Raw genomic sequence first — 11,894 nt, forward strand, 5'->3', positions numbered from 1 at the left:
CGACCGACGGCGGGGCAGTTGCTGATCGGCGACGAAGGCCCCGACATGAACATCAAGCGCTATTCCGTGTCGGGCGGCCCGTGCTAGCCGACACGTTCGGCGTGTGCGCCTGTCGCCCGCTCGAACGGCGAGCATGTGGTCACGAAGAACAACGTGAAGGGGAACCGCATCACCGTCTATCGGTGGGCGCCTTGACGCAGGCTGCGTCGCGCATCGCGGCCGATCCGCGCCAGATCAGGTTCGCGCTCGTTTCCGTTTCCGACGCGACGCTGAAGCCGAGGCGCTCGTAGAGCCGCCGTGCGGGATTGCCGTGCAGCACGCTGAGCGATACGGGTACGTGCTCGCGCGCGGCTTCGGCCAGCAGATCGCGCAACACGGCTTCGCCGATGCCATGCCCTTGCCGCGACGGGTGGATCTGAATCTGGTGAACGTGCCATTCGTCGGCGGCGCGCGTCACTTTCAGCAAGCCGATCGGGTTCGCGTCGGCGCTCGCGCCTTCGCAGACGATCATCGCGTCTTCGAAGTTCGCGAAGATGCGCCGGTGGTGCGCTTCGTCGTCGGTGGGGGCGCCGACCCGTTGCAGATGCCCGGTCATCGTAAGCCGGCGGAGCGTCAGCAGGAACGGCAGGTCGGCGGCGGACGCCGGGCGCAGGCGGATGGCGGAGGGCATGGTCGGCGCACGTTCGCGGGCGGATGCAAGGCACTGACGCGCATGATCCACGAACGCGGCGAACCGGTCAAATTCCGGGCGGCGGGAAGCTGGATTTAACGGGCGACACGCGAACCACGCGCCGCCCCACGGCCAAGGCAGGCCGACGCGCACAAGCGAAGCGCGGACGTGCCCATTCCCCCCTGTCTGCTGTCGATTCGTTGCGCCCGGCATAAAGGCGACCCCACGGGCCGGGTCAAGCCCGTTCACGCAATCCGGTACACGCGCATCGCGTTGCCGTGCCAGATCGCGTCGCGCGCGACGTCGTCGAGGCCGGCCATCGCGCCCGCGAACGTGCGCAGCAGCGCCGGATACGACACGCGCAACCCCGCCACCGGAAAATTGCTCGCGAACAGGCAGCGCTCCCAGCCGAATATCGCGATCGTGTCGCGGATGATCCGCGCGTTGTCCGTGTCGTTCCACACGGCGTCGCGCAACCCGAGCTCGGAGATCTTCACGCTTACGCGCGGCGATGCCGCGAGCGCTTCCATCCCGCCGCGCCAGCGCGCGAGCCCGGCGTCCGACCGATCCCACGGCAACCCGGCGTGTTCGAGCACCACGTCGACACGCGGCGCATCGGCCAGCAGCGCGGCTGCTTCGCCGAGATGCCAGAACGGCACGCGCAGATCCCAGCTCAGGCCGTGCGCGGCGAGCCGTTCGAGCGCGGCCGGCCAGCGCGGATCGCGCAGTGTGCCCGGCCCGTCGACATCGGCATCCGCCGACGCAGCGGTGCGCGGCTTGAAGCGCACGCCCCGCACGCGCGGCCACGCGGCCTGTTCGGCGAGCCGCTCGTCGGCGTCGCCGGCGAGCAGGTCGACCCACGCGACGACCGCCGACGGCAGCCCGTGCGCGGCCGCGACCTGATGCAGCCAGCGTGTTTCCGCGAGCGCTTCGTCGTGCGCGCGTTCGGCCTCGACGTGCACGCTCGCGACGATCGGCGCACCCTGTGCCGCGTGCCGCAAATCGGCCACGCCGAAATCGCGGCACAGCGCCGCGTAGTCGCCGAACATGAAGCGCGCCGGATCGTACTGCGCCTGCAGCCACGGATAATGCGCCCCCGTGCCGAGCTGCCACAGGTGGTGATGCGCGTCGACGAGCCTGGCCGGCAGCGCATCCGGCGACGGCGACGGCCGCGCGTCGCCGCGTGGGTCAGCGCGTGCCTGCGAGCACATACGACGCATCCGGTTCGCGCAGCGTCGGCAGCGCACCGACGAAGCGCCACGCATCGAGATCGAGCTCGCGCACGTAGTCGTCCTGGAACGACACGTACGCGACGCGTCGCGACGGATGGAACGACAGCGCGGTCGGATTCGCGGGCAGCGCGACGCGTTCGATCTCTTCGAGCTGCCGCGCGTCGAACACCGAAATCGACCGTTCGCCGGAATTGGTCAGCAGCAGCAAATCGCGGCCGTCCGGCGCGGTGGTGCGGTAGATGCGGTTCGGATCGCTGCGCGTCTTCACGCGGCGGCCGCAGGTCATCGTGTCGGTGTCGATCTCGACGAGCGTGTCGTCGCCGCGATTCGCGACGAACAGCGTGCGCTCGTCGCTCGACAGCGCATTGCCTTCGGGGCGCGGGCCGGGCATCACCGCGCGCGGCGCGACGGTCGCGTCGCGCGGATGAAACTGCGTGACGGTGTTCGACAGCAGATGCACGCCGTAGGCACGGCTCGCATCGCGGGTGAGCGTCACGAGGTGGGTCTTCACGCCGCCGGACGGCACGGCCATGTTCGGCACGGCCTGCCGGGTCGGTTCGTCGAACACGAGCAGCATGTCGTGCGCCTCGCTCATCGCGTACAGCCGGCCGTCGCGATCGGCGGCCATCCCGTGCGGCCGGTAGTACGGCCACAGGTCGAGCATGCGCGTGTGCGTGCGCTCGACGAGATCGATCTCGGCAATCCGGTGATCGCCTTCATGGCCGCGCGACCACGCGGTTTCGATCCCGAAGATGCCGACGTATGCGTAGCGGTTGTTCACGTCGACGGTGAATTCGTGCGGGAAGTTCGGCAGCACGACATGCTTGAGCGCGGCTTTCGTTTCGAGGTCGTAGAAGCTGAAGGTATGGGCGCATTTCTGCACCAGCAGCAGGATGTCGTTCATGGTGAGTCTCCGTTGTTTCGTGCGCGTGCCGGCTTCCCGGCGCGCGCGTATCAGTCTTCGCAGCGCCTGGGCAGCGTCAGCGCGAGCAGGCCGGCCACCGCGAGCGTGACCGCGAGGCTGTACACGCCGGCCGCGGCGCTCACGTGCTGGGTCAGCACGCCGACCGCATACGGGCCGCAGAAGCCGCCGAGGTTGCCGAGCGCGTTGATCAGGCCGCGCGCGCTGCCCGCCGTCTCGACGCTGCACAGCTTCGGCGGAATCGCCCAGAACACGCCGGCTGCCGCCTGCAGGAAGAAGCCGCAACCGATCAGGAACGCGAACGACACGATCATCGACGCATGGGTGAGTACAGACAGCGCGAGGCACGCGGCGAAGCCGACCAGCGGCAGCAGCACGAACAGGCGGCGCTTGCCGGTTCGGTCGGACAAATACGACGTGCCGAACATCCCGATCATCATCGCGACATACGGCAGCATCGCGAGCAGGCCGACTTTCCCCATCCCGCCGTGCGTGAGGTTTTTGAGCAGCGTCGGCAACCACATCGTATAGCCGTAGATGCCGACCTGATAGCAGAAGTTGATCGCGATCAGCAGCCAGATCGTCGGGTTGCGCAGCATCGCGCCGAACGATGCCGCCGCAGGCGCGCCGGCGGCCTGCTTGCGTTCCTGTTCCTCGCGCAGCGCGTCGAGGATGTACGCCTTTTCGCGCGGCGACACCCAGCGTGCGGTCTCAGGGCCGTCGTCGGCGAACATCATCCACGCGACCAGGCACAGCAGCGACAGCGCGCCGGCGCAGAAGAACAGGTGACGCCAGTCGTACGCGGCGAGGATGAAGCCGGATAGCGGCGCGGTGATCATCCCGGCGAGCGGCACGAACATGATGACCATCGCGTTGGCGCGTCCGCGTTCGCGGTCGGGAAACCAGTGGCTGACCATGGTCAGCACGACCGGCAGCATCCCGCCTTCGGCCACCCCGAGCATGAACCGCAGCGTCAAAAGTTGCCACGTATGGGTGACGAGCCCGGTCAGCACCGACAGCAGCGCCCAGCTCACGAGCGACCACGCGATGAATTTCTTGCCGCTGCCGAGCGCGGCGCGCCGGCCGGCCGGAATCTGCAGGAACAGGTAGCCGAAGAAGAAGATGCCGCCGGCGAGGCCGGCCATGGTCGCGTCCATGCCGAGATCGGCGTTCATCCCGCCGGGCATCGCGAACGCGATGTTCACGCGATCCATGTACGAAATGATGCAGGCGAGCAGCAGCGGCGGAATCACGCGCAGCCAGCGGCGGCGCGGAACGGCTTCGCCGGCTTCATAGGCCGGGTTGGCGGGGTTCAGCAGGTTCATGGTGTCTCCGGATCCATGTGACGGGCGGCGGCGGCCTTCTGTCGGACCGCCGTCACGCCGATGCGCAACGCACGCGCGTTGCGGGTACAGGCAGATGTTGGGTCAGCGTCCCCAGCGCAGCACGAGCGGATCGAGCCGCCGCGCCGCGTCGAGCAGGCCGGCGCGCACCTGCGGGTGCATGTCGGGCCACGGCGCGCGCGGCCGGTCGCACGCGATCACGCCGCCTTCCTTCATCAGCGCCTTCGCGGTCAGGAAGCCCGACTGGCGGTTCTCGTAGTTGATCAGCGGCAGCCAGCGCCCGTACTGCTCGCACGCTTCGTCGCGGCGCCCGGCGAAATACGCGTCGGTGATGCGGCGAATCCCGTCCGGATACCCGCCGCCCGTCATCGCGCCGGTTGCGCCGGCATCGAGATCGGCGAGCAGCGTGATGCCTTCCTCGCCGTCCCAAGGCCCTTCGATCGCGTCGCCGCCGAGCGCGATCAGCTCGCGCAGCTTCGACGCCGCGCCGGGCGTCTCGATCTTGAAGTACGACACCGCGTCGATCTCGCGTGCGAGCGTCGCAAGCAACGACGCAGGCAGCGCGACGCCGCTCGCCGGTGCGTCCTGGATCATCAGCGGAATGTCGAGGCCGTCGGCGACGTCGCGGAAGAAAGCGCGCACCTGCGCTTCCGGCACGCGGAACGTCGCGCCGTGATACGGCGGCATCACCATCACCATCGCGGCGCCGAGCGCCTGCGCGCGCCGGTTGCGTTGCGCGCAGATCCGCGCGCTGAAGTGCGATGTCGTGACGATCACCGGCACGCGGCCGGCGACGTGCTCGAGCGTGGTGCGCGTGATGAGGTCGCGTTCGTCGTCGCCGAGCGCGAACTGCTCCGAGTAGTTCGCGTGGATGCAGATGCCTTGCGAGCCGGCGTCGATCATGAAGTCGAGACAGCGGCGCTGGCCGTCGAGGTCGAGTGCGCCGTGCGCGTCGAAGATCGTCGGCGCGACCGGAAAGACGCCCTGGTAGCGTGCGTTCATGGCGACCCTCACTCGACGATGTCGAACTGGTCGAGGAATTCGGTCTTCAGCGAGAGGCCGAGACCCGGCACGTCGTCGCGCAGTTGCAGGAAGCCGTTCTCGGCCACCGGCTCGCCGTCGAAGATGTAATAGAACAGCTCGTTGCCGACTTCCACGTCGAACATCGGGAAGTACTCGCTCATCGGCGATGCGAGCGTGCTCATCGTCAGGTGATAGTTGTGCATCTGGCCCGCGTGCGGAATCACCGGCACGCTGTATGCCTCGCACAGCGCGTTGATCTTGTGCGCCATCGTGATGCCGCCGACGCGGTTCGTGTCGTACTGGACGACCGACACGGCCTTGCGATCGAGCAGCTGCTTGAAGCCGTAGAGCGAGAACTCGTGTTCACCGCCGGAGATCGGAATGCGCGTGAGCTGGTTCAGTTCCGCGTAGCCGTCGATGTCGTCGGCGATCACCGGTTCCTCGAGCCAGCGCGGCTGGTACTTCTCGAGCTTCGGCAGGATGCGCTTCGCATACTCGAGGTTCCAGCCCATGTAGCACTCGAGCATCAGGTCGTTGTCGTAGCCGATCACCTCGCGGATCGCCGCGACCGACTTGAGGTTCTCGACCACGCCCTGCTGCCCGTGCGCGGGCCCGTAGCCGAAGCGCATCTTGAACGCGCGGAAGCCTTCCTTCAGATACTTTTGCGCTTCCTCCTGCATCGCCTTCAGGTCGGTGCGGTACAGCTTCGAGTAGTAGCAGGGGATCTTTTCCTTGGTGCGTCCGCCGAGCAGCTTGAACACGGGCTTGCCGACGCTCTTGCCGAGGATGTCCCAGATCGCGATGTCGACGGCCGAGATCGCCGCCATGCCGATGCCCTTGCGGCCCCATGCGTGGGTCGCGCGGTACATCCGCTGGTTCAGGTATTCGTAGTCCCACGGATCCTGGCCGATCACGAGCGGCGCGAGGTACTGGTCGATGATCACCTTCGCGACGTGCGGCGCGAGCGCGACGTTGCCGAGGCCGACGATGCCGTCGTCGGTCTCGACTTCGACGACCGTCCACGCATGGAAGCGGAACGTGCTCATCGTCTCCTGCGGCGCGTACAGCAGGTCCATCGCATTCGAGCAGAAGTTGCCTTGCGGCGGGACGGTCTTGCCTTTCCACTGGAATACGCGGGCGCGTACGGAACGGATCTTCATGATGGTGTCTCCGGAATCGATGTTGTCGTGTGTAGAAGGCGTGCGAGGGTCACGCGGAAACGGTGGTCGTGCGGCGCGCGGCGCCCATCCGGCACGCGATCTGCAGCGCCTGCCAGGTCGCGCCGACGTCGGCGCTGCCGCGGCCCGCGATGTCGTACGCGGTGCCGTGCGCGGGCGTCGTGATCGGTACGGGCAGCCCGCCCTGAACGGTCACGCCGCGCGAGAAGCCGAGCAGCTTGATCGCGATCTGCCCCTGGTCGTGGTACATCGTGACGATCGCCTGGTAGTCGCCGGCCTGCGCCTTCAGGAAGATCGTGTCGGCCGGGAACGGGCCGTGGAACGGCGCGTCGGTCGGCCACGCGCGCGCCTGCAGCTTGCGCACCGCCGGCTCGATGATGTCGACTTCCTCGCGGCCGCAACTGCCGCCGTCGCCGCCGTGCGGGTTGAACGCGGCGATCGCGACCTTCGGTGCGGCGACGCCGTTCGCGAGCAGCGACCGGTAGATCAGTTCGGATGCCTGCTCGATGCGCTCGACGCTCAGTTGCGCTGCCGCATCCTTGAGCGGGATATGCGACGAGATCCGCGCGGTCCACAGTTCGCCGAGCGTGTTGAATTCGCAGAAGTAGCCGGTCACGCCGAGCGCGGCGGCGAAGTGATGCAGCTCGTCGTCGTGCTTCAGCCCGCCGAGCTTCATCGCGTACTTGTTCAGCGGCGCAAAGCAGATTGCGTCGATGTCGCCGGCGAGCGCGGCGTCGAGGCATTGGTCGAGCACGGTCAGCGTCGAGCGGCCGCCGGCGGCGCCGGCCTGGCCGACGGTGACCTGGGCGGGATCGATCGTGTCGACCGCGACGAACGCGGCGCGCGCGGTGGACGGCCGGCCGCGCGCGGCGGCGAGCGACGCGACGGGTTCGACGTCGACCGTCACGCCGGCCACGCGCTGGCCGGCTTCCCACAGCCAGCGGTCGCCGATCAGCACGAGGTTCGCGCGGGCGGTCGCGTCGGGCCGCGCAAGTAGTTTCGCGATCAGTTCGGCGCCGATGCCGGCGGGGTCGCCGAGCGTCAGCGCGACGACAGGCAGGGGAGCGGCGGGCGAGGGGGTGTTCATTGCAGTGTCTCCGGTGGCGGCGCGTGGCCGTTCGTGTATGGGGTTCATGCTAGGTAGACGGAATGAGTCGGTAAATTGAAAACTCTTGATGAATCGATAACCTGGAGTAATCGAAATGGGCTCGATCGATCGACGAGACTCGACTCCCCAATTGCTGAACCGGCTGCGGATGCGGCAGATCGCGCTGTTGCTGGCGGTGGACGAATGCTCGACGCTGCGCGCGGCGGCCGGCCAGCTCGGCCTCACGCAGCCCGCCGCGACGAAAATGCTGGCCGAACTGGAAAGCGCGCTCGGCCAGCGGCTGTTCGACCGCGTCGGGCGCGGGCTCGTGCTGAACCCGGCCGGCGAGCGCGTGCTCGGCTATTTCCGAGGGATCCGCGGCAGCGTGGAGGCGCTCAACCGCGAGCTGGGCGAGCTGCAGCTCGGCAGCGCGGGGCGGCTCGCGATCGGCAGCATCATGGCGGCGTCGCCGGGGCGGCTCACCGAGGCGCTGGTGCAGTTGAAGGCGCGCTATCCGCTGCTCGCGATCGACATCGCGGTCGACACCAGCGACCGGCTGATGCCGCAGTTGCGCGAAGGCGTGCTCGAAGTGGTGATCGGCCGTCACGTCGGTAGCGATTGCGATTTCCGCGTGGTGGACGATGAAGCGCTCGCGATCATCGCGGGCCGCGACCATCCGCTCGCGGGCGCGGGGCCGGTCGAATTCGACGCGCTGCTCGATTACGCGTGGATCCTGCAGCCGGCCGGCAGCCCGGCGCGCGAGGTGGTCGAGCGCGAATTCCGTGCGCGTCACCAGCCGATGCCGCGCGGGCTCGTCGAAACGGGCTCGATCCTGACGACGATGAACCTCGTCGACCGTTCGCAGATGCTCGGCGTGATTCCGCTGACGGTTGCCCGGCGCAACGCGGAGCACGGGCTCGTGGCGATCCTCGATTACGAGCTCAAGCAGAAGCTGCCGTCGTACGGCAGCCTCGTGCGGCGCGACCGGCCGCTCAGCATTCCCGCGCAGCAGTTTCTCGCGCTGTTCCATCGGGACGGGGCGGGGGATGACGGCGATGCGTAATGGCGCGGCCTGTCAGCCGAGGCGCCCGAGCCAGCCGCGCCAACCGCGCTGGCCGATCAAGCCGATCAAGCCGATCAAGCCGATCAAGCCGATCAAGCCGAACCAGCCGAACCAGCCGAACCAGCCAAGCACGCCAAGCCACTGCCATCAGGGAACGCGGTTAAGCGTGATGGCGACACCGGCGAGGCGGCTGAGGCAGGCGAACCCGGCGCGCGCCGCTTCAGCGCACCGACGGCGCGGCCGGCGCTTCGGCGAGCGACGGCGCGGCTTCCGACAGCGCGCGATCGGGCCTGATCCGCAGCGCGGCGACGATGCCGATCAGCAGCATCGCGACCGACCCGATGAACGGCACCGTCCAGCTGCCGGTGCGGTCGACGAGATAGCCGAACAGGATCGGCGACAGGATCCCCGAGACCGCCGAGCCGGCGTTCATCATCCCGCTCGCGATGCCGGCGTGCTTCGGCGCGATGTCGCTCGGCACAGCCCAGATCGGCCCGATCGTCAGTTCGAGACACAGGAACGACCCGGACAGGCACAGCGCGACGCCGGCCGTTGAATGCACGAATGCGAGCGGCAGCAGGCACACGAGCGCGCCGGCGAAACTCGCGACGATCACGCTCTGGCGCGACAGCGCGAGGTTGCCGGTCTTGCGGTAGATGCGGTCGCACAGCCAGCCGCCGACCGTGTCGCCGACCACGCCCGCGAAGAACACGCCCGATGCGAACAGCGCGGTCGACTTCAGGTCGAGGCCCTTGCCGTTCAGGAAGAACGTCGGCAGCCACGTGAAGAACAGCCATGCAGTCCAGCCGTAGCAGAAGTACACGAAGATCGTCGGTGCCATCCGGCGGAAGAGCGGCCCCCACGGCGTCGGACCGGACGGCGGCGCGGGCCGCGCGATGGCGCGCGCGCGGCCGTCATCGTCGCCGAGCGGGTATTCGCGGAAGCCTGCGATCCACCACGCGAGCCACACCAGCGTCACCGCGCCGATCACGAAGAACGCCGCGCGCCACGACAGCCACGTCATCAGTGCGGCGACGATCGGCGGCGTGACCGCGTTGCCGAGCCGCGAGAACGAATGCGTGAAACCCTGCACGACGCCGCGCCGTTCGCGCGAGAACCAGTGCGTGATCGCACGCGCCTGCGCGGGCAGCGTCGCGCCTTCGCCGATGCCGAGCAGCAGTCGGGCGGCGAACAGCAGGGCGAGGCTGTGCACGAGGCCCGTCATGAAAGTCGATGCGACCCAGATCAGCCCGCAGCCGATCAGCGTGATGCGTGCGCCGAAGCGGTCGGCGATCCAGCCGCCGAAGACCTGGCAGACGGCGTACGAGTACGCGAAGGCGGAGAAGGCGACGCCGAGTTCGGTGTTCGATAGCCCGAGTTCGGACTTGATCGCACCGGCCGCGGTCGCGAGGTTCACGCGGTCGACGTAGAGGATGAACGAAAGCGCGCACAGCAGCCACAGCGTGTGGCGCCGTTGACGATGATCGGTAGTCATGTGTCTCGCTCCAAGGTCGTGCGCGGCGTTGCAATGACGCCGCGTTCACTGGCGGGGCCAGCATCGCGCGCCGGACGATGCACCGTCTAATGAATCTTTTGGATCAATTGATAACCTGCGGCATTCGGTTTCGCCGCGCCCGGGCGCAGGAGCGGACGTGCCGCGGGTTTTCCACGGGCGCTCACGACATGATGCGGAATGGTCGTGCGGCGGGCGCGCGCATCGACGCGGATGCTGATGCTGCCGGTGCCGCCGCGCTGCGATGATGAAGTGACGAAGCCGTATCGGACAGTCGGGAATGGATGGACATGGAACAACAACTTTCACGCCGCAGGGACAGCCGTTTCTGGCAACTGTCGCCGGTGATACGGTGGATCCGGGGCATGGCCGCAACGGTTATTCGTTCCGGCTGCCGCTGGTGCCGCTCGTTACCGTGTTCGTGCTCGAATTCGTTTGCGTGACGCTGGAAGCGCCGCGTCGGGCGACCCTGCGCACGCGGTTGAAGTTCGACCGGGCCGGCGCGGTGCGGGCCGTCGTCGTACAGGGGCCGGAGGCGAAATCGACCATGCCGGTCGCGGAATACACGCTGCCGGGTTTCGAGCCGCCGCTCGTGCGCGTGGGGCGCGAGACGGGCGCGAGACGGGCGCGAGACGGGCGCGACGACGACTTCGGCGGGATTGAACGGCTTGACCACGTGGTCGCCGGCGCCGATGCGCAGCCCGGTGAGCACTGCCGGGTTTGCCGTTCATCGCTTGCTTTTGTAAAGAAGCCACGACGACGAAAAAGGAAGGCGCGACCGTTCGACGGCACGCGCCCTCCTGCCTAGATGTGCCCCAGCAACACCAGTATCACGACGATGATGACGATGAGCCCGACGCTACCCGATGGCCAGTAACCCCAGCTTCTGCTGTGCGGCCATGAAGGAAATGCTCCGATAAGCATCAGAATCAGGATGATGATAAGGATCGTACCGAGCATCGCACCCCCCCTGGACGTGTTCGACATGACGGTGGCGGCTGTCGCAATTCGCGTGCCTCGACGCGGGGTGCGGTCGAAGGCCGGCGCAAGCGCACTGTCTGTCCGGATGGAATTCATGCGATGAATACTGAATGATTCAGAAAATAAATTTCAAAAATGTAGATCCGGTCGCTATGCTGGGCCTTCGGTTTCCCTCAGGCGGGCAGGGCAGGCAATGGCTGAACTCTTTCTGGTACGGCATGGGCAGGCGTCGTTCGGCACGGACGACTACGACCGGCTGTCTGCCGCGGGCGAGCGGCAAGGCGTCTGGCTCGGTGAATACTTCGCGCGGCAGGGCCTCGCATTCGACCGCGTGATCTGCGGCACGATGAACCGGCACGCGCAGACGGTCGATGCGATCCTGCGCGGGATGGGCCATGAAGGCGCGCCGGTCGACCGCCATCCCGGCCTGAACGAATACGACTTCCACGGGCTGTTCGCGGCAGCCGAGCGCGACTATCCGGAGATCGCGCGGCTCGCGGCCGGCTCGATGAAGGAGCATTTTCGCGCGCTCCGTCAGGTGCTGTACCTGTGGGCCGACGACAAGCTCGGCGACTCGGCCCCCGAAACCTGGGCGCATTTCCGGCAGCGCGTTGCCGACGCGCGCGCCGCGATCCGCCACGGCGGCGGCCAGCGCGTGCTCGCGGTGAGTTCCGGCGGCCCGATCGCGGTGACCGTGCAGCAGGTGCTCGACGCACCGCCGTCGAGCGCGATCGCGCTGAACCTGCAGATCCGCAACAGCAGTCTTTCGCAGTTTTTCTTCAACGCCGATGCGTTCCACCTCGCGTCGTTCAATGGCATCCCGCATCTGGAGGATCCCGAACGACATGCGCTGCGAACCTACGGCTGACCCACGAACGATCG

At 67.8% G+C, this 11,894-nt stretch carries 13 protein-coding genes; 3 read left to right on the forward strand and 10 right to left on the reverse strand.

Translation table 11 applies throughout. The features are described 5' to 3' along the window. Nucleotides 1-169: 169 nt before the first annotated feature. From J7024_RS22820 to J7024_RS22850, 7 genes are all read right to left on the reverse strand, one after another. Complete coding sequence (locus J7024_RS22820; RefSeq protein ID WP_124829763.1) at nt 170-670, reverse strand: GNAT family N-acetyltransferase; 501 nt, start codon at nt 668-670, stop codon at nt 170-172. Nucleotides 671-915: 245 nt separating this feature from the next. Further along, nucleotides 916-1,881, reverse strand: a complete 966-nt coding sequence (locus J7024_RS22825; protein ID WP_175761455.1) for an amidohydrolase family protein — start codon at nt 1,879-1,881, stop codon at nt 916-918. Continuing rightward, a complete protein-coding gene (locus J7024_RS22830; protein ID WP_124829751.1) occupies nt 1,859-2,806 on the reverse strand; it encodes a YncE family protein in 948 nt (315 codons plus the stop codon). The genes J7024_RS22825 and J7024_RS22830 overlap by 23 nt, the downstream gene beginning before the upstream one ends. A 50-nt stretch (nt 2,807-2,856) precedes the next feature. Then, entirely contained in the window at nt 2,857-4,149 is a 1,293-nt protein-coding gene (locus tag J7024_RS22835; protein ID WP_124829750.1) for an MFS transporter, read from the reverse strand. A gap of 102 nt (nt 4,150-4,251) precedes the next feature. After that, nucleotides 4,252-5,169 (reverse strand): dihydrodipicolinate synthase family protein, encoded by a 918-nt coding sequence (locus J7024_RS22840; protein WP_124829749.1) that lies wholly within the window; start codon nt 5,167-5,169, stop codon nt 4,252-4,254. An 8-nt stretch (nt 5,170-5,177) separates the two neighbouring features. After that, nucleotides 5,178-6,350: an L-rhamnonate dehydratase gene (locus J7024_RS22845; protein ID WP_124829748.1), complete on the reverse strand. Its 1,173-nt coding sequence runs from the start codon at nt 6,348-6,350 to the stop codon at nt 5,178-5,180. 49 nt (nt 6,351-6,399) lie between these two features. After that, nucleotides 6,400-7,455: a 4-hydroxythreonine-4-phosphate dehydrogenase PdxA gene (locus tag J7024_RS22850; protein WP_175751126.1), complete on the reverse strand. Its 1,056-nt coding sequence runs from the start codon at nt 7,453-7,455 to the stop codon at nt 6,400-6,402. Nucleotides 7,456-7,570: 115 nt separating this feature from the next. Between J7024_RS22850 and J7024_RS22855 the strand changes: the two genes are divergently transcribed. Next, entirely contained in the window at nt 7,571-8,518 is a 948-nt protein-coding gene (locus J7024_RS22855) for a LysR family transcriptional regulator (protein WP_124829746.1), read from the forward strand. Between the two features lie 220 nt (nt 8,519-8,738). Here the strand turns inward: J7024_RS22855 and J7024_RS22860 are convergent, their stop codons facing one another. Next, nucleotides 8,739-10,013 (reverse strand): MFS transporter, encoded by a 1,275-nt coding sequence (locus tag J7024_RS22860; protein WP_124829745.1) that lies wholly within the window; start codon nt 10,011-10,013, stop codon nt 8,739-8,741. A gap of 86 nt (nt 10,014-10,099) precedes the next feature. Further along, nucleotides 10,100-10,333 carry a hypothetical protein gene (locus J7024_RS22865; protein ID WP_175761399.1) on the reverse strand — a complete coding sequence of 78 codons (234 nt, stop codon included), beginning with the start codon at nt 10,331-10,333 and terminating at the stop codon, nt 10,100-10,102. A 113-nt stretch (nt 10,334-10,446) separates the two neighbouring features. Between J7024_RS22865 and J7024_RS22870 the strand changes: the two genes are divergently transcribed. Continuing rightward, on the forward strand, nt 10,447-10,839 hold the full coding sequence (locus tag J7024_RS22870) for a hypothetical protein (protein WP_234745529.1): 393 nt from the start codon (nt 10,447-10,449) through the stop codon (nt 10,837-10,839). Here J7024_RS22870 and J7024_RS22875 read toward each other — a convergent pair. After that, nucleotides 10,836-10,991: a DUF3309 family protein gene (locus tag J7024_RS22875; RefSeq protein ID WP_234745528.1), complete on the reverse strand. Its 156-nt coding sequence runs from the start codon at nt 10,989-10,991 to the stop codon at nt 10,836-10,838. The two genes, J7024_RS22870 and J7024_RS22875, sit on opposite strands and share 4 nt — an antisense overlap. 214 nt (nt 10,992-11,205) lie before the next feature. Here J7024_RS22875 and J7024_RS22880 point away from each other — a divergent pair, with 214 nt between their 5' ends. After that, nucleotides 11,206-11,880 carry a histidine phosphatase family protein gene (locus J7024_RS22880; protein ID WP_124829744.1) on the forward strand — a complete coding sequence of 225 codons (675 nt, stop codon included), beginning with the start codon at nt 11,206-11,208 and terminating at the stop codon, nt 11,878-11,880. Nucleotides 11,881-11,894: the final 14 nt, after the last annotated feature.

The organism is Burkholderia sp. WTPI3, assembly GCF_021483755.1.
Classification (GTDB): Bacteria; Pseudomonadota; Gammaproteobacteria; order Burkholderiales; family Burkholderiaceae; genus Burkholderia.

Bases quoted from the DNA above. Each gene is read 5' to 3' on its own strand.
- J7024_RS22820 (WP_124829763.1), bottom strand. From the start codon at position 670: ATGCCCTCCGCCATCCGCCTGCGCCCGGCGTCCGCCGCCGACCTGCCG.
- J7024_RS22825 (WP_175761455.1), bottom strand. From the start codon at position 1,881: ATGTGCTCGCAGGCACGCGCTGACCCACGCGGCGACGCGCGGCCGTCG.
- J7024_RS22830 (WP_124829751.1), bottom strand. From the start codon at position 2,806: ATGAACGACATCCTGCTGCTGGTGCAGAAATGCGCCCATACCTTCAGC.
- J7024_RS22835 (WP_124829750.1), bottom strand. From the start codon at position 4,149: ATGAACCTGCTGAACCCCGCCAACCCGGCCTATGAAGCCGGCGAAGCC.
- J7024_RS22840 (WP_124829749.1), bottom strand. From the start codon at position 5,169: ATGAACGCACGCTACCAGGGCGTCTTTCCGGTCGCGCCGACGATCTTC.
- J7024_RS22845 (WP_124829748.1), bottom strand. From the start codon at position 6,350: ATGAAGATCCGTTCCGTACGCGCCCGCGTATTCCAGTGGAAAGGCAAG.
- J7024_RS22850 (WP_175751126.1), bottom strand. From the start codon at position 7,455: ATGAACACCCCCTCGCCCGCCGCTCCCCTGCCTGTCGTCGCGCTGACG.
- J7024_RS22855 (WP_124829746.1), top strand. From the start codon at position 7,571: ATGGGCTCGATCGATCGACGAGACTCGACTCCCCAATTGCTGAACCGG.
- J7024_RS22860 (WP_124829745.1), bottom strand. From the start codon at position 10,013: ATGACTACCGATCATCGTCAACGGCGCCACACGCTGTGGCTGCTGTGC.
- J7024_RS22875 (WP_234745528.1), bottom strand. From the start codon at position 10,991: ATGCTCGGTACGATCCTTATCATCATCCTGATTCTGATGCTTATCGGA.
- J7024_RS22880 (WP_124829744.1), top strand. From the start codon at position 11,206: ATGGCTGAACTCTTTCTGGTACGGCATGGGCAGGCGTCGTTCGGCACG.